The organism is Lyngbya confervoides BDU141951 (assembly GCF_000817775.3).
Classification (GTDB): domain Bacteria; phylum Cyanobacteriota; class Cyanobacteriia; order Thermosynechococcales; family Thermosynechococcaceae; genus Lyngbya; species Lyngbya confervoides.
The window spans coordinates 21,889-38,445 of the sequence record NZ_JTHE03000104.1; the positions used below are offsets into that span (position 1 = coordinate 21,889).

General features: G+C 53.9%; 12 protein-coding genes. 6 read left to right on the plus strand and 6 right to left on the minus strand.

Annotation, left to right across the window (positions count from 1 at the left end; translation table 11 throughout):
• Positions 1–491: 491 nt before the first annotated feature.
• Positions 492–662, minus strand: a complete 171-nt coding sequence (locus QQ91_RS18255; protein WP_166277026.1) for a hypothetical protein — start codon at positions 660–662, stop codon at positions 492–494.
• Positions 663–822: 160 nt separating this feature from the next.
• Between QQ91_RS18255 and gcvT the strand changes: the two genes are divergently transcribed.
• The 5 genes from gcvT (at position 823) to QQ91_RS18280 (ending at position 9,116) form a co-directional block, all read left to right on the plus strand.
• The gene (gene gcvT / locus QQ91_RS18260) at positions 823–1,929 is read left to right on the plus strand and encodes a glycine cleavage system aminomethyltransferase GcvT (protein WP_166277029.1); all 1,107 of its coding nucleotides are present in this window, start codon (positions 823–825) and stop codon (positions 1,927–1,929) included.
• Between the two features lie 198 nt (positions 1,930–2,127).
• Positions 2,128–2,859, plus strand: a complete 732-nt coding sequence (locus QQ91_RS18265) for a M23 family metallopeptidase (RefSeq protein ID WP_236095949.1) — start codon at positions 2,128–2,130, stop codon at positions 2,857–2,859.
• Between the two features lie 746 nt (positions 2,860–3,605).
• Positions 3,606–4,967 carry an AAA-like domain-containing protein gene (locus QQ91_RS18270; RefSeq protein ID WP_166277032.1) on the plus strand — a complete coding sequence of 454 codons (1,362 nt, stop codon included), beginning with the start codon at positions 3,606–3,608 and terminating at the stop codon, positions 4,965–4,967.
• Positions 4,968–4,991: 24 nt separating this feature from the next.
• Positions 4,992–8,510, plus strand: coding sequence for an AAA-like domain-containing protein (locus QQ91_RS18275; RefSeq protein ID WP_166277035.1), 3,519 nt, complete (start codon positions 4,992–4,994; stop codon positions 8,508–8,510).
• Between the two features lie 192 nt (positions 8,511–8,702).
• Complete coding sequence (locus QQ91_RS18280; RefSeq protein ID WP_166277038.1) at positions 8,703–9,116, plus strand: hypothetical protein; 414 nt, start codon at positions 8,703–8,705, stop codon at positions 9,114–9,116.
• Positions 9,117–9,341: 225 nt separating this feature from the next.
• Here QQ91_RS18280 and QQ91_RS18285 read toward each other — a convergent pair whose 3' ends face one another.
• From QQ91_RS18285 to QQ91_RS18300, 4 genes are all read right to left on the minus strand, one after another.
• Positions 9,342–10,277 carry a hypothetical protein gene (locus QQ91_RS18285; protein WP_166277041.1) on the minus strand — a complete coding sequence of 312 codons (936 nt, stop codon included), beginning with the start codon at positions 10,275–10,277 and terminating at the stop codon, positions 9,342–9,344.
• 151 nt (positions 10,278–10,428) lie between these two features.
• Positions 10,429–10,713, minus strand: coding sequence for a TIGR03643 family protein (locus tag QQ91_RS18290; RefSeq protein ID WP_166277044.1), 285 nt, complete (start codon positions 10,711–10,713; stop codon positions 10,429–10,431).
• Positions 10,714–10,879: 166 nt separating this feature from the next.
• A complete protein-coding gene (locus QQ91_RS18295) occupies positions 10,880–11,692 on the minus strand; it encodes a class I SAM-dependent methyltransferase (protein WP_166277047.1) in 813 nt (270 codons plus the stop codon).
• A gap of 227 nt (positions 11,693–11,919) precedes the next feature.
• Positions 11,920–12,945: a chlorophyll a/b binding light-harvesting protein gene (locus QQ91_RS18300; protein WP_166277050.1), complete on the minus strand. Its 1,026-nt coding sequence runs from the start codon at positions 12,943–12,945 to the stop codon at positions 11,920–11,922.
• A gap of 668 nt (positions 12,946–13,613) precedes the next feature.
• On the opposite strand from QQ91_RS18300, the gene QQ91_RS18305 reads away from it, so the two are divergent.
• Positions 13,614–14,621 (plus strand): RNA-guided endonuclease InsQ/TnpB family protein, encoded by a 1,008-nt coding sequence (locus QQ91_RS18305; protein WP_166277052.1) that lies wholly within the window; start codon positions 13,614–13,616, stop codon positions 14,619–14,621.
• Between the two features lie 20 nt (positions 14,622–14,641).
• Here the strand turns inward: QQ91_RS18305 and QQ91_RS18310 are convergent, their stop codons facing one another.
• Positions 14,642–16,501 carry a tetratricopeptide repeat protein gene (locus QQ91_RS18310; protein ID WP_166277055.1) on the minus strand — a complete coding sequence of 620 codons (1,860 nt, stop codon included), beginning with the start codon at positions 16,499–16,501 and terminating at the stop codon, positions 14,642–14,644.
• Between the last annotated feature and the right edge of the window lie 56 nt (positions 16,502–16,557).

The following is a 16,557-nucleotide window of genomic DNA, read 5'->3' on the forward strand; positions in this document are numbered from 1 at the left end:
GAGCTCAAAGTCTCTGAATAAGCGTTTCAAAGGTGCAATAAGCTTATTTTATGGGAATTAGCAAGGTTTCACTCCTCTTCTCGCCATTGCTCTGTGACCTTCTCAGCAGAGGCATCCAAGCTAATTTCCTGATATCCCTTCACCACGCGCTCGTACTTTTTCCGGATCACAATTTCCCCATCCAACGCCTCGACAATTTCCTCAGCGATTTGACCCAGAGAAGGGGCATAAGTGTTCTACCTATGCATTCTGGTAAATGCGAGACGCAATATAAGTTGCTATAAACAGCAACTTTGTCTCAGAGGAAAACCGGAACACCAATGAATCTTTAGATAATCCAGGCGATCGCGGGGGGGAACCCGCTAAAGCTGCAGGCACAGGCACACACTTGCTCACCGATAAAAGTTGAATCCCCTGAAATTCAGCAACTCCGACAGCAGTCTGGGTGTCTGTCTGATGATGAACAGCAACTCCTTCGATACCGCTTCGGACTACACTTCCCAAGTCTGACTGAAGGCCATCAGAAGATTCAACAGCGATCGCTGGATCTGCTCTAGCTGGTTTTGAAAGTCTTCTGACTGCTGGAGCTGGTCTGCCACCATTTCCCTCTCTTTCGATTCCACTTGTTTTTGAACCCATTCATCCACCGTCTGACGCAGCATCTAGATGAGATTCTTCTGATACTTCATCAGATCCTTTATCAGACGGCTGCAGCAACCGTTCCGCTATTTCGTAGCAGGGAAACCCGTTCCGGGACTCCTTCTATGGAGAGGGACCGTCAGGATTTGGTAAACTTCGAGGGTTCTCTCATACCGTTGTACTGTGGCTACCGCGTCCAATTCAGATCTCAAGATCACCCCCCTCAACGATCTTCACCAACGGCTTGGTGCCAAAATGATGCCCTTTGGCGGCTGGAGCATGCCCGTCCAGTACCAGAGCATCAAAGCAGAGCACGAGGCGGTGCGATCGCGGGCAGGCATGTTTGATATCTCCCACATGGGGAAATTTTATCTGCGGGGCAGCGACCTTCTGGACAAGCTACAGCCACTGGTACCCTCCGACCTCCGGCGCCTCAAGCCCGGTCAGGCCAAATACACGGTCTTTCTCAACGACCAGGCCGGAATTCTCGATGATTTAATCGTGTACTACCTGGGCGCTGATCACGGCATCCAGGAGGCGATGGTGATTGTCAATGCAGCAACGACCGCCAAGGATCGTGCATGGATCACCCAGCATCTTGACGCTACCATTGAATTTCAGAACTGGTCCCAAGACCGCGTCTTAATTGCGGTGCAAGGCCCCCAGGCGATCGCCATCCTTGAATCTTTGACCTCTAGTGATCTGACCCGAATCCGCAACTATCGCCATGCCTGGGGTGAGATTGCTGGCTATACCTGCTGGTTTGCCCGCACGGGCTACACCGGAGAAGATGGCTTTGAGCTGATGCTCTCGCCAGAGGCGGGGCTAGATCTCTGGCAAACCCTCATGGATAAAGGGGTGACGCCCTGTGGTTTAGGGGCCAGAGATACCCTGCGCTTAGAGGCGGCCATGGCCCTTTACGGACAAGATATCGATGAAACAACGACCCCGCTAGAAGCTGGACTGGACTGGTTAATTCATGCTGATCAGGGAGACTTTATCGGCAAGGATGCCTTGATCGCTCAGCAAGAACAGGGGCTTACTCGTCAACTCGTCGGCCTCAAAATGGAAGGCCGCGCGATCGCCCGTCATGGCTACCCCATTGTGGTGGATAGCAATGAAATCGGCATCGTCACGAGCGGCAGCATCTCTCCCACCCTGGGCGATGCCATTGCTCTAGCCTACATTGCCCCCCCTTACACCCAGATTGGCCAGCCAGTCAACGTGATAATTCGTGGCAAAGAAAATGCTGCACAAGTGGTAGACCGTCCTTTCTACCGCCGAGCCTGAGGAGATGACTCACGCAGCGATAGGCCTCCATGTCAATCCCCCTGGAAGTTCTGGACAGTCCACAGAGTAGGATTTCCTTTATAGAAGAGGATGTAAATGTATCCCCTGATACGGCAGTTCCCTCCTGCGAACGCTTAGGTTACCTTAACGAAAACAGTTTCTGTATAGAACTGTCGTAATTGCGGGGGAAATATCGTTTTGAAACAGTTAGCAACGGCTTTGCTGGCTTCAAGTTTGGCTGCCAGCTCACTGCAGCCAGGGCTTCAGCCACTTGCATCAACTGGCCAGTTTCAGCCAACCTCTCCAATCGGCGGTGGAGAGATGCCGGCCCATCTATCGAGCTTCAATCTATCTGCCTCAAAGCAAAATTTAGAGGCGAACGCAAATAGATTAACGCCACCCTCCCATAAATTACCGCTATTTTCCCAAAATTCAGCTCGAATAGCTATTTCGTCACCACTAGCAGGATTTTGCCATCCCACCAACGGGGCTGGCTACCTGAGCCAGGGCAATAACGGCTTGACTCACCGAGGGCGGTCGGCCTACGCCTATGATCTAGCCGTACCCATTGGAACCCCGGTTTATGCCATGCAAAGTGGTCAGGTGGTCGGCCTACGCGATCGCTATCCCGACACCGGTGGCGACCGGTCCAAGTTTTCTAAGTTTAACTACGTCATGATCCAGCATCAAGATGGACACCGGTCAGTTTATATGCATCTCCAGCAAGATTTCAACGCCAGCGTGAATCTCCATGAAGCGAAATGGGTCACCACCGGCGAACTGATTGGCTATAGCGGCAACTCCGGCTGGAGTCTTGGCCCCCACCTCCATATAGAAGTACAAACGCCAGGATCGGGAAATAATTTTACCAAAACAGTGCCCTTTCTAGTCTCTGGGCGGTGCAGTTCGGATACTATCGCCCAAAACTAGGAGCTTGCGCCTAGAGAAAACCATAGCTGAAGCTTGCTTCGGCAGGCAGGGGGAAACGAGAGGGGGGCCTCAATCACAGGGCGGATACTTGCAATCTGGCGATCGCTGCTGGGTAGCGGGCGGTTCGAGATCCGCCTCGATCCATAATGAGTTTGCGCCTGATGAGTGGACAACCCAGGATTTAGCGAAGCGATCTCCCCCTGCACCCAGTACCTGTGGCCGCAGTACCCCCCCAGGGCCATGGTAGAGCCATAACGTCGCACTGATGGCTCCGACCATAGCGAGAGTTGCAAGAGGGTTAACCCAGGTACGATTCATCGAATTTCTCCCTCACTTGCCCTGAAAGGCTAGTTGGCTTTGAAGTGAATATGTTTCCATGGATTTCTATAGATTTCTATGGAATTCCATGGATTGGAGCAGCGACAGCGCGAAACGCCCCAGACGTTTTTTGATGTCGCTGACCCTCCCCCGCAAAAATGGATCACCATTTTTTGAGAGTGCGCTGCACAGGAGATCACTCTCTATCAACCAAGGTAGCAAGCCCCCAGGCACATGTCAGTCCATTAAGGGCACCCTATCCCCCTCAATTAATGGAATCCCAGCTTCTATGTGCATCGAAATAAGTAGAAGTTTTGGCCCTAAACTTCTATTGTGAAGGTGATGGCTCTGGATCTTCGATAGAATTTATCTTCGATCGGATTGGAGAATTATTCCCCAATCCTTGTTAACCCTTTGGTCGTGGGAGCATGAAACTGCAGAGCTGGGATCTGTTTTTGAAGCATATTGCCGATGAATATCAGCTCAAGGGCCGTCTAAAAGAGACTTTCCTCGTGCGCTTTGCCTACGAAAACTGGCGCAAGCCCGACAAGCAGGTGTGGGACTTAGCAGAAACCGCCAGCCTAGAAACCTATAAAAAGCAGATGACCAGTATCTACGCCTGCTTCGCCAATGATAAGCCCCAGGGCTGCCCTGATTTAGACCTGCAGGGAAAGGGTCCCGGCAAGTTCACCATCCTCAAAGAATGGCTAAAGGATCAAAAATATCCAGAATGGTGGCGCCAAAGTCAGGGGCCCGGCTCCTCTCCCTCCTTGATCCCTTGGCAGTCCCCGATTCCCATTGAATCTCGGCTTTACATTGAACGTCCGCCCATTGAAGCCGATTGCTACCGAGAACTCTTAGCTCCTGGCACCCTCATCCGCATTAAATCGCCCGAAAAAACCGGCAAAACGTCCCTGTTGAAAAATATTTTGGCCTATGCCCAAACCCATCAACATCACGCCGTTTATCTGAACTTTCAAGAGGCAGAATCTGCCGTATTCAATCACCTAGACCGATTTTTGCGCTGGTTCTGCGCCAATGTAAGTCGCGCTCTGGATATTCCCCCCCACCTCGATGAATTCTGGGCAGAGGACCTGTATGGCAGTCTCATGAGCTGTAAATCCTACTTTCAAGGGGCCATTCTGCAGCCTCTCACCCAGCCCTTGGTCCTGGGGCTGGACAATGTGGATCGAATCTTTGAATATCCCCAGATTGCCGCAGATTTTTTGCCCATGCTGAGATCCTGGAATGAAGATGCCAATATGCTTGAGATATGGCAGACCCTACGGCTGGTGTTGGCTCACTCCACAGAGGTATACGTTGAGCTAGATGTCAATCAGTCTCCCTTTAATATTGGCTGGCCGGTCCAGCTTCCAGGCTTTACCAGCGCTCAGGTGCAGCGGTTGGGCACCGTTTTGGGACTGGACTGGTCGCGGATTGGCACAGCGGTTGCCGACCAGCTAGTCGATCTGGTCGGCGGTCATCCCTATCTCGTCAAGCTGGCCCTTGAGGCCCTTGCCACCGGTCGCCAGGACTGGCCTCATCTCCGGGCTGAAGCCGCCACCCAAGGGGGCATCTATGGAGCCCATCTGCGCGAGCTTTGGGATAGGCTCCAGGGGCAGCCGGAACTCGCCCAGATCCTCCGAGAATTGGCGATCGCCGAGGGTTCTCTCACCCTGGCTCCCAGCCAAACCTACCGGTTAGAAAGTATGGGGTTAGTCAAGCTTAAGGGAGATGAAGTCACCCTTAGTTGTGCACTTTATCGGCAATACTTTCAGACACAACTTTAGACCCAGGGTAGAGCACCGAATCCTATGCCCACCTTCTCTTCTCAAGCCCCAGATTTTCAGACGAAATACTATAAAGTCGGCGGCTGCTTGGGCCTTGATCATCCGAGCTATGTCACCCGACAGGCAGATCACCGGCTGTTGGCGTCCCTGCTGGCGGGCCAGTTTTGCTACGTCTTTAACTGTCGGCAGATGGGAAAATCGAGCCTACGGGTTCGAGCAATGCACCAGCTCACCCAGCGAGGCATGAGCTGTGCTTCGATCGATCTGTCAATCCTGGGCAGTCAAACGCAGCCCCAACAGTGGTACGGGGGGATCATTACCCAACTTTTTCAAGGATTTTCCCTGGTGGGCAAAACCCAGATCAAGCCATGGATCCAAGCCCATCAGCATCTGTCCCCGGTCCAACAGCTTGAACAGTTCCTGATGGATCAGGTGCTACCCCACAGCGGGGGACGCCCCCTGTACATTTTTATTGATGAAATTGACAAAATTCTAAGTCTGAACTTTTCAGCCGATGACCTGTTTGCCCTGATTCGATACTTCTACAATCAGCGGGCCGAAACACCCGCACTGCGGCAATTAACCTTTGCCCTGTTTGGCGTGGCCACCCCCTCCGACCTGATTCAAGATAAGACTCAGACGCTGTTTAATATCGGCCAAGCCGTTGAACTTACGGGGTTTTCCCTGTCAGAGGTTGAGCCCCTGGCAATGGGTCTGGCGGCCCACTGCGAGGATACCGCCGCCGTACTTGACGCAATTCTCGACTGGACGGGAGGGCAACCCTTCTTGACCCAAAAGCTTTGCCAGCTCGTCGCCCAGCGCGTCCATCCCATTCCCCGCACTCAGTCAGCCCAGCAAATTGACACCCTGGTGCGATCGCAACTTGTCGATCACTGGGAAACCCAGGATGAACCGGTGCATCTAAAAACGATTCGCGATCGCCTACTTTGCCACCCGTCGCGCACGGCCCGACTTCTGCGACTCTATCAGCACATCTGGCAGCAGGGGGCTTGCCCAACCGATGATAGCCCCGAGCAAAGCGAACTGCGACTCTCGGGACTGGTGGTGCAGCATCAGGGGTCGCTACGGGTTTCCAACCGCATTTATCGCGAGATTTTCGACGATCTATGGATACGTCAGCAGCTGGCCCAGCTTCGCCCCTATGCCGAAGCCCTCAATGCCTGGGAAGAGTCTCAGCGCCAGGACAACTCCCGGCTGCTGCGGGGACAGGCACTCCAGGATGCTCTAAACTGGTCAACCTCCCAACGCCTGAGCGCTCAAGATTTCCAGTTTCTCGCGGCCAGTCAGGTCCTGGATAATCAGAGGGCCCTGGAACAGGAACGACGCCAGCGGGAAGTGGAGCGGTTGGCCACGGCATTGATGGCGGAGCAGCACGCCAAACAGGCCCTTGCAGAGGCCTATGCTCAGGCCAAAGGACGGCTCCGCATTGCCTCCGGGGTTCTCACCCTCTCCGTTTTAGGGGCAGTGATTGCCACGGGCTGGCTGGGCTATGTTCTCCACCGGCAGCGGCAGGTGCGAGTCCAGGCACTCGAATGGGCCGGAAAAAGCGCCCTGAGCCAATTTGAGTTCAATCAGCTTGGCTCTTTAGTGACGGCCATGGAGGCTGGCGAAGCGCTACAGGCCCTGGTGCAGAAGAACCAGCCCTTGCAAACCTACCCCACGGTTGCCCCGCTCACAGCGCTCCAGGATATCTTAAGCCAGATACGAGAGCGCAACCACCTCCTGGGCCACCAGCAGCCCATCAATGGCATCAGCCTCAGTCCAGATGGAGCCTGGGTGGCCACCGCTTCACGGGATGGCACCGCGAAACTGTGGACCCTGCGCGGCCAAGAGCATAGGAGCTTAACGGGCCATCAAGGGGACGTTTACGGCGTGAGCTTTAGTCCCGACAGCCGCAGGCTGGCCACCGCCTCTAAGGATGGCACAGTCAAGGTTTGGTCCTTGACCGGATCACTACTGTTCACCCTCTCCCCTGGCAGCGCAGTCTATAGCGTGAGCTTTAGCCCGGATGGGAAATGGATCGCCACTGCGGCCCAGGATGGGACAGCCCATCTCTGGACCAGTCAGGGGGAACACCGGGCCACCCTGCTGGGGCATCAAGGGGCAATCTATAGCATTCAGTTTCATCCCAACAGTCAGCAGATGGTCACCGCCTCTCGCGATCGCACGGTGAAGGTTTGGCGGCTGGACGGAACCCTGGTGCGATCGCGATCGGGTCTAGGGATTCAATATAGCGCCAGCTTCAGCCCCAATGGGCAGATTCTGGCCAGCGCAGGACAAACAGGCGAGATTCAACTTTGGGCAGGCAGTCAGCTCAAAAAAACCATTCCAGCCCACGCCGGAGAGATCTACGACGTTAGCTTCGATCCCACCGGCCAGTTTCTAGCCACGGCATCGGCAGACGAAACCGTTCGCATCTGGTCCGTGGAAGGGGAGGAAATTACTACGTTTCAGGGCTATCAAGGCGCGGTTTACGATGTCAGTTTTGATGAGCAAGGCCATTCCCTGGCCACCGCTTCCCATGAAAAGCACGCGCGGCTTTGGAATTTGCAGCATCATCCCCTCAGTCACCCTCGCACATCCGACTCAGAGGCAGCCGCCCTGCAGATTAGTCCAGACGGCCAGTATTTAATCACTGCCTTCACCCAGGGGCAACTCAGCCTGCACAACCGCCGCACCCAGCGCACCCGTCAGGTTCAAAGCGGCGTCAACCCACTCTACGACTTGACCCTCATTCCCGGCCAGTCCCAGCTTGCGGTGGCCGGGGGAGATGGCAGCATTCGGATCTTGGACTTCCAGGGTCAGTCAATTCGCCGGTTTCAGGCCCACCAAGATCTGATCTACAGCGTCAGCGCCCATCCCCAGGAGCCAGTGCTGGCCACCAGTGGCCGCGATCGCCTGGTCAAGCTCTGGACAGCGCAGGGACAGCTAAAGCAGACACTCCAGGGGCATCAGGATGCGGTCTACGACGTTAGTTTCAGCCCCGATGGTCAGTGGATTGCAACGGCCTCTGGTGACAAAACCATTAAGCTTTGGAGCACTAGCGGCCAGATCCAGACCACCTTGAAGGGACATACGGGTCCGGTCCATCAGGTGACCTTTAGCCCCAATAGTCGCTCGTTGGCGACGGCCTCCTCCGATGGGACTGCCCGCCTTTGGACAATCCAGGGAGAGCAACGGCAAATCTTTCCCCACGACGATGGGCTGGTGTTTCGCGTGGCCTTTCATCCCCAGGGCCAGCAGTTGGTTACCGGATCGAAGGACGGGATGCTGCGACGCTGGACCTTAGACGGTACGCTTCAAGATCAAATGAAGGGCCACCCCTCCCTCGTCATGGATGTGATCTTCTCTCCCAAGCAGGAGTTAATTTCCCTGGGGCAGCAAGATCGCGCCCCCCAGATTTGGCCTCCCACGGCCTCAGCTGCATCTCGACTCCATTATCTCTTGCGGCAGGGCTGTAACTGGTTAGCAGATTATCGACTCCAACACCCGCAGCTGCGGTTCTCCAGCTGTTCCCCATGACCTCCCGTTTTTTCTACTTCAAAAATTTTTTATTCCACTTTAGGGGGACTGACATGCAGGGGGCAAAGGCTTAACCTATGATTGACCAATCTGTCCACTCTTTTCTGATCCCAAGAATTGGGATCAGCCTTATCCAGTGGAGGCAGGTCTGGAAAAAATCGTGTGTCGAACCATTGGGGAGGGGAATATTACATGAAACGGATCACGAGCAAAGCCACAATCGCCCTTGGACTTGCAACCTTTATCGTTGCCTCATCAGCGCTGAGCTTAGATGCCCGTCCCAAACAGCGAGGATTCTATCGCGATTATCCCTACGGCCGTCAGTACGGGGATGATGATGATGATGACCGGGGCAAATCTCAACAAAAGCGGCGAGGATTTCAGCAAACGTGGGGCCAGTGGAACCGGCAGCAAAAAAATCCCGTCCGGCGACGGCGCTTTAGAACGGTGCGCCAGCTCCCGAGAAACTGCGTTCGCCGAACCGTACGCGGACGTGACTTCTACTACGAGAACGATCGCTACTATCGCTATAATCCCTGGGAGAGAGCCTACGATGTGATTGATTCAAGGGATTTAGCAGCTTACCTCCTGGAAGCTCTGTTTTAGGACAACCTTACTTATCCTTCTATTCAACTCACCGTTGTCAGAGATCAGATTCGCGTCTGGTCTCTTTTTTTAGCTCGGCGGATCTCAGAGCGCAGCGTTGCCCACAGCAGAAATATAGCCTATGACCGAGCGCCCTGTAGCGACCCACTTAGGGTTCTATATTCCTCCCTCACCGTCGCCGCCCGATTCCATCGTGAGCGGGAGTCTCTCACTCAACTCTAGTCTCTACCCCCACTCTTGCTCTAGCTCCTTTGCCGTTTTCAGCAGTCCCTCGTAGGCCGTTTGGCGCGTAATTTTACCGCGATACTTAATTTTGATGCTGTCAGCGACACGCTCTAGAAACTCCTTGCCCCGATCAGACTCCGATACCAGTTCTTGCAGGTAGGCCGAACGCAGTGCTGCATCCTCCGGCAGAACGCTTCGCAAGGTCGGCTTATAGCGGTTACTGACGCGCCTGCGATACCCCTTGGGCAGATCTAAACTCGAGAGCAGCGGGGAGATCGCAGGCGCACTGGCTGGTTTGTTCCTCGCCCTTGAGGTAGATCGGCGCCCTTCTGGAACGGGCGGCTGGGGCAAGGTCTCCTGTTGCTGCAATAGGATGGCAGCCTTAGATTGCAGGCCGCTGTAAATCACTTCTGGCGACAGTTTTCCAGGATATTTTTCGGCAATGATTTCAGATAGATGATTTAAAAGCTGCTGGCCTGCAGCGGTTTCATGGGCGATCGCTGTCAGAAACGGCCCCTGATCCGCTAACTCTTGGGGCATAATTCGCCTCAAGGTTGGACCGTAAAGATGAGACACCCGGTCGCGATAGCCCTCGGGCAGGGGCAACGATCCAACCTCGGCGACATTGCCCAACGGCCCTAAATCAGCGGAGGGATCTAGATCTGGTGCTTCAGAGGCCTCATTCGGCTTCCTTGCTGGGAGATCCGCAACTTGAGCAGATCGCAGCTGCGCCTTGATCTGCGCTGCCCAGTGATCCACAAGGCCTTCAAACTCTTCAGGATCCACTAAAACCCGATTTTGAAACTGATAGGTCCGATAATCAAGCTGATCTATCTTGGCTTGAATTGAGGCCGCTGATAAACCTGTTGCGGTTGCCAGCTGCTGAATCAGACCGCTGAGATCGCGCAAGCACCGCGCGGCTCTAGTATCACTCATGGACAAAGAATCGGGGTTAACAGACAGGAAACTATTCCAGTCTACCCTGCCCATTGGCTTCATTGTTCACGTTTTCGGAAGATTCATCCCTTATCAACAGATCAGACGCCTCTAAACCCCAATCCATCTTTGTGGCTGTTCCAGGCCAGCGTCACCGCCGAGGACCGTACATGCGCTGCTTTTGAGTGGCACAGTGGAGGCGAGATCCAAGCTCTGGATGCCTGACAGCATGCTTGGTTTTTCGTCCAGATACCCGCTTTCGCCACATCCGAAAACTAGAGGGTTTCATTTCCCGTCGCATCAAGGCAATGACTTGCTGCTCGGAAAGCCCAAACTGCTGAGCAATCGCCTCAAAGGGGGTTCGATCCTCCCAGGCCATTTCAATAATGCGATCTCGAACGCCCGGATCTAGATCAAGTTGTTTCGTTGCTTTCATGGGTCTAAATCAAGGGCCTGATGGAATTGACTGACCACATTTTAAAGAAATTTCGGGCGTGAAGGCCAACCTCTAGAACTAGATGAAATCTCGGGTTTCGACTTACAGTCATCCTCAAGCAAGCTCTGATGAGCGAATACAGACAGGATCTGGTGCCCCCTGGATCCTAAAGTTGCAGGTGGTAAATTTGAGCCGAATCCCGTAACAGGGGCTCTAGCAGCGGCCAAAACTGAATCATCCAGGTATCAATGCGTTCGGGATAATCCACAATTTGCTGTAAGTAATGCATGACTTGAACCACCGACACCTCAAGGCCCCAGGACTCAAACTCCTCCACAGCGCTCAATCCCCACTTAAATTGCAGAGGTCCGTCTCCAAGAAAGTTGGGCTGACCATGGCAGCCTCCACTACATCCCCTAAATGTCCGTTGATCTAGCGTGATCAGCCGAGGACTGACCGTATCAAACAAGAGATGGGCCTTGGGGAAAGTCTGGGCCACAGCCTGAAATAAAGCACCAACCTGGACCGGATCCAGGTACATACAAAGGCCTTCTAAAACGATCACCATAGGCTGTCCTGGCTGTCGCTTTACCGCCTGCATCCAGGAAAAATCGAGGGGATGATAGACCAAATCCTCCTCACGCAGGGCAATGGTGAAGTAGGTTTGACGCAAACGCATCACTGCCGGCTCATCCACGTCGTACCAGTGTTGAGGAAGGATGGGCAGTCGCCAGCGGCGGGTGCAAAGCTTGGCACCAAGATTAACCACCACCGCATCGGGATAGCGCTCTAGAAACGCAATGACCTCCTGATCAAACCAGCGAGAGCGAATGACGCTGGTGAGCTGGTTCACGGGGGCCAGAGGCGTTAAAGACCCCAGAGAGGGATAATTGGTTAAAATTTCTGGCAATGCCCGTACTACCAGGTGATCAATTAAGATGCGATCGCTGCGATGAAATTCCTGATAGTAGGTCTGCAACCGAGCAACCCACAGTCTCAGCAAGTTCTCTTCTGGTCTGCGTAGACCACAGCGAGCAGTTAAGTTGTTTAGACCTGAATCATTCACAATTCTATTTTCCCTATATATCGTGACCCCTCTGCATTGCAACAGCCTGGAGCCTGTGGTGCTCTCTTGCTTGGGCTATCAAACTCGCTTCAGCCATCCAGATCGCTGAACCATCAGGCTCCAACCAGGCAACAGACTGTCTAACTTCCTGCCGGATCTAAGGCCTGTTCAACTCGCTTAAAGTCAAAGCCAATCGCACGCAGAGCATGCCAAAGGTGACCTTGCAGGAAAAAGAAGGCGAGAAAGAAGTGGGCATTTGCCAGCCAGCAGCGAGCCGTATGAACACCGCTGGGAAGCACGGCGGTATCCGCAAAATAGGGGACGATTCCCAGCTTGACCTCCAACACCGGTCCGTAAAACTCCACCGGATAGGCTAGGGTATTCACGGCACAGAAGTAAGCCGCCACAAACCCTGCCAAGGCAATGCCCCCCAAGGAATAGGATAAAATTGCCTCCCCGGAAAAAATCAACGCCTTTTTCGCCCAGGGAAGAGGGGCCTGAAGGATGTGCCACAGCCCACCGGCAATCAGCAAAAGACCAACGTAGAGATGTCCCCCCACTAAATCTTCCAGGGTATTCACCTGGGCAAAGTGGGTTTGATAGGCGTAAATGACAAAGGGATCTAGGGTGGGCTTCGTCACAAGGCGTACCTGCTGCACGGTGGCATCGTACAATCCGCCCCAGTACATGGCTTTTCCCACCAGCAGCAACGCCCCCGCACCGAGAAACAGCAAATGGTGTCCAAGAATGATGCCTAACTGTTTTGGATCGTTCCACCGAAAATGAAACCGTTTCGCTGGCGCTGAGGCCTCTGATAAATCAGCCGGAGCTTTCAAAAGATGAAACAGGGATCCGGCGGCGAGGACCGCTGATGAAATCAAATGAATCGATCCAATGACAAACCAGCTGTAAGTTTCTATTGCGCCATCGGGGGTAATCCCAAAGCCTAAGGTGGCTAAATGAGGCAGTAAAATCAATCCCTGCTCTCCCATCGGAATTTCAGGGTTATAGCGCGATAACTCAAATAAGGTAAAGGCACCTGCCCAAAAAACCGTCAAGGCTGCCTGGGCCACATGGGCGGCAATAAATAAACCCGACGACTCCGCAAAACGAGCATTCCCTGCCCACCAATCATAGGTGACCGTTGACTTTCCGTAACTTTGCATAGTGAATCTAAAACTCCTGAATAAAGCATGTAGAGGCAAACTCCGCCCCGGCCGTGGAAACCAGCTGATTAAAAAGGATAGATTCTCAACTGAATTCCCCGATTTTCCAGGCAACAGATCGCCGCCAAACCTTAAATTAGAGGATTTGCCAGAACGCAACCTGAGGATTACGACTTCTTGAGGCCACGCTCTGGCAAGACGTCGAACCCTTAACCAGAGAGGAGGGCTAAGGGGGTCTGACTCTCCTTGCATTAATTGACGATAGCTCTCAATTAATCGCCCCCACATCCTACCAGGATTATTGAAAATTATTTTCATTAATAATGCAAAGTTTTGTAAATCACAGCCCAGGATCAAGCAGACCAGAAACGCAGCCATCGCGCTGGGGACCGGTATCGTTTCCTGGCTGGATCCTATTTCTGGGCAATCTGGACAGACTGGGTCTTGGCACCGTCATCCACAATTTCCACAGGGACTGTGGAAAACTCTCTTTAGGAGCCATCTTTTCCTGAACTGGGCCAGGCGGCATCCGTCAGTTCGTCAATCTTCTGTAAGGGGTCTATCGAAGATCTTCGCAGTCCTCCATCCATAGCTGAAAGCTTGGCTGGTGCTGTAGCGAAGCGCGACCACAGGGAGAAATCTACACAGTTTTGTTATGTAGCGTAGGCATGCTAAACATGACCTGGGAATTCAAGTTGGAGCCGACTGCCGAGCCGGTTTCAGAGATTGAGCACATTCTGGATGTGTGCCGCAATGTCTGGAACTTTGCGCTGCGGGAACGCAAAGACTGGCTCGATTCCCGCAAGTCACCCGTGAATGCTTGTTCGATTCAGCAAGCGTTTCTCTTGCCAGCGGATGCGCCCTTCCCGAATTACCACGTTCAGGCAAAGCGGTTGACTGCGGTCAAGGCTAACTTCCCTAGGCTCAAGACCGTGAATGCTCAGGTGCTTCAGCAAGTTCTCAGGAAGCTCGATGGCGCTTGGGAGTCGTGGCGGTTGAAACGATCTGGCTTCCCTCGGTTCAAAAAGCCGAATCGGATGCGCTCCTTTGGGTTCCCTCAGATGCTCAAGACCTGCATCAGTAATGAAGGGATGAAGCTGCCGCAACTGGGTTGGGTCAAGGTTCGGTGGTCACGGCGTATCTCCGATTTGTTTGAGGTCAAACAAGCCCGAATCGTCCGTAAGGCATCGGTCCATCAACGCATTGCCGATACTCGAAAAGACTGGCATTTCAAGCTGGCGCATCACCTCTGCGACGGTGCAGGGATGATTTTCGGGGAAGATCTGGACTTCCGGATTATGGCCAAAGGAATGCTGGGTCAGTATCCGTTGGATGCAGGATGGGGACAGTTCACTCATCAAATCCTGCCTGGGGTGTGCTTCAAGCGAGAGGTGTATTACGGCAAGGTTGACCCAAGAGGGACGAGTCAAGACTGTCCTGATTGTGGTGCCGAAGTCAAAAAAGACTTGAGTATCAGAATCTCTCACTGTCTTGAATGTGGGTCAATCAAGCCAAGCGACATGGCTGCGGCTCAAGTGGTTTGTACCCGTGGGCAACGGGGAATAGAAAATGCCTGTGGAGTCGGGGTGACGGGGAGTTCAGTCATGAATTCTAGTCCACTGGCACTGAAGCAGGAAATCTTTGGGGCGACCCCAGGAAGCTCTCTCTGTCCCTGAGAGGTCAGAGGGAGAGGATGTCAAGACTTACGATACTGTTCAATGAGATCTAAGACCGCATCGTAGCCATCAATGCCAATGACGGCTTTAATGTCTGCTTGGGCCTTCTGTAAATCCTGCAAAAAGTGATCGGGCTGCTTGCCCTGGATCACAGACAGCAATCCCGCAGCCTGTCGCCATTGAGGGGATTGGATCTGATTCAGAAGGGACATGCCCAAGACGGCCTGACAAACGGCAGCCTCCATCTGCCCCACCGCATAGTGAGCTTCTGCAAGCTGAGTGTAAAGCTGTCCCAATCGGGCCATATCGCCCACCTGTTTGGCTGCGTTTAGTCCCTGAGTCAGATAGCGCAGCGCGACTTCAGCCTGGCCTTGGTTAAGATAGGCCAGGCCGAGATGGAGACAGCAAAGGGCTTCACTCGGACGATCACCATCTTGCTCAGCCAATTTCAGCCCCTGTTCCAGGTAGGCCATGGCCTGATCGTACCCCTGAGATCGCTCCTGCTGCTGGGCCTGGGCGACCTCGCTGGATCCGAGATTAGCTAGGGCGTGGGCTTGGCCCTGGCGATCGCCTCGCTCCCGGCTCACCAGTAGCGCCCGCTGCGCTTGGTCTATGGCCTCAGGAAATTCCTGCTGAGCCAGGGCAACTCGACTCAGATGATTCAGATTAGCAATCTCACAGGCACTATCTTGGGTCTGTTGGGCCAGTTCTAGGGCTTGCCGATGGAACGCAATGGCCGACGGCAGTTGTCCAAGTACCTGTTGAGAAGTCCCAATCAGCGTTAAAAGCCGCGCCTTTTCCTGCACCCCTTCGACCCATTTCAACGGCAGATCTAGATAATCCAAGGTTTGTTTTAAGTAACCCCCACTAAAGGCAGCAAAGATCCCTCCATAGAGAGGAAAGTAAGGCTGGCGTGTAAAGGCCCGAAGCAACTGCAACGAGCACAGAACACAGGCCTCGGCCAAACAATCGCGGGTACTGGGGCTCAGCAGAGTTGCCTGACGAAAGCCCTCGGCACACTCCGCCCACAGGGTCGCAAAGGTTAGGTAGACCGAAATGGAGAGCCTTGGTCCGGCTTTGGGATCGTACGCCTGGCGATCAAACCAAGCAATCAGCCCTCGCTGTAACCATTGAAACACTAACCCCATCTCCACCCAATCTGCCAGGTCAACCTTGGGCTGGGCTTCTAGCCACTCCACCAGAGATTGCTGCATACTCAGCGTTCCCAGCACCTGCTTGACCCAGGAGGGGGAGAGCCGCTTTTGCCAGTAGACCCATGGCCCCGTGGTTCCTGGGGCACCTCCAAAGCCGATTCTCCCCTGAGCCGTTTCGTAAATCCATCCCAGCAAATCCGCCTCCAGTTCACTCCAGCGCTGGAGGGCTTGGGTGACCCCCTTGCCAATCTGGTCAAGGGTCTGGGCCTCAGGATGCGATTCCCCCCTTGCCAGGATCATCTTGGCCAGCTGCTGAAGCTGATCGCGGTTGAGCTGCGACTCTAAATTGGGATCGATCAGTATCAGAAACTGCCGCAGCATTGCCTCTGGCTCAGTGCGGATCAGCTGCCGAATAATTTGCGCCTGGAGATGATCCGCGATGAAATCTTGATGGACCTCCGACCAGGCCTCCTGGATCATCTTGAGGGCACGCCGCCGCCGAAGCGCCTTAGCCTGCTTGATCTCATCAGCAGCGGCGGTAACGGCTTGGTCCGCTTGCTGGGTCACCCCTTGCAGCGATCGCTCAAACAACTCTCCGCTGCCAGGTTCCAGACGAGTTTTCAGGGTCCGCGCCACCTGACCTTTTGAGGCAAACTTGCCGTTTAAGGTCATCTCCACAAATTCTGCAATTAGCGCTTGATATTGTTCCAGGAGCGAATCAGCCATAATCCCTCAATCGCAGGATTGCAACGGTCAAAATTTCTTTTATTATCCCATTGCGC

What these genes read in the sequence shown, in the direction of transcription:
- QQ91_RS18280 (WP_166277038.1), top strand. Translation starts at nt 8,703, where the DNA reads ATGAAACGGATCACGAGCAAAGCCACAATCGCCCTTGGACTTGCAACC.
- QQ91_RS18310 (WP_166277055.1), bottom strand. Translation starts at nt 16,501, where the DNA reads ATGGCTGATTCGCTCCTGGAACAATATCAAGCGCTAATTGCAGAATTT.
- QQ91_RS18300 (WP_166277050.1), bottom strand. Translation starts at nt 12,945, where the DNA reads ATGCAAAGTTACGGAAAGTCAACGGTCACCTATGATTGGTGGGCAGGG.
- QQ91_RS18275 (WP_166277035.1), top strand. Translation starts at nt 4,992, where the DNA reads ATGCCCACCTTCTCTTCTCAAGCCCCAGATTTTCAGACGAAATACTAT.
- QQ91_RS18255 (WP_166277026.1), bottom strand. Translation starts at nt 662, where the DNA reads ATGCTGCGTCAGACGGTGGATGAATGGGTTCAAAAACAAGTGGAATCG.
- QQ91_RS18290 (WP_166277044.1), bottom strand. Translation starts at nt 10,713, where the DNA reads ATGAAAGCAACGAAACAACTTGATCTAGATCCGGGCGTTCGAGATCGC.
- QQ91_RS18270 (WP_166277032.1), top strand. Translation starts at nt 3,606, where the DNA reads ATGAAACTGCAGAGCTGGGATCTGTTTTTGAAGCATATTGCCGATGAA.
- QQ91_RS18305 (WP_166277052.1), top strand. Translation starts at nt 13,614, where the DNA reads ATGCTAAACATGACCTGGGAATTCAAGTTGGAGCCGACTGCCGAGCCG.
- QQ91_RS18285 (WP_166277041.1), bottom strand. Translation starts at nt 10,277, where the DNA reads ATGAGTGATACTAGAGCCGCGCGGTGCTTGCGCGATCTCAGCGGTCTG.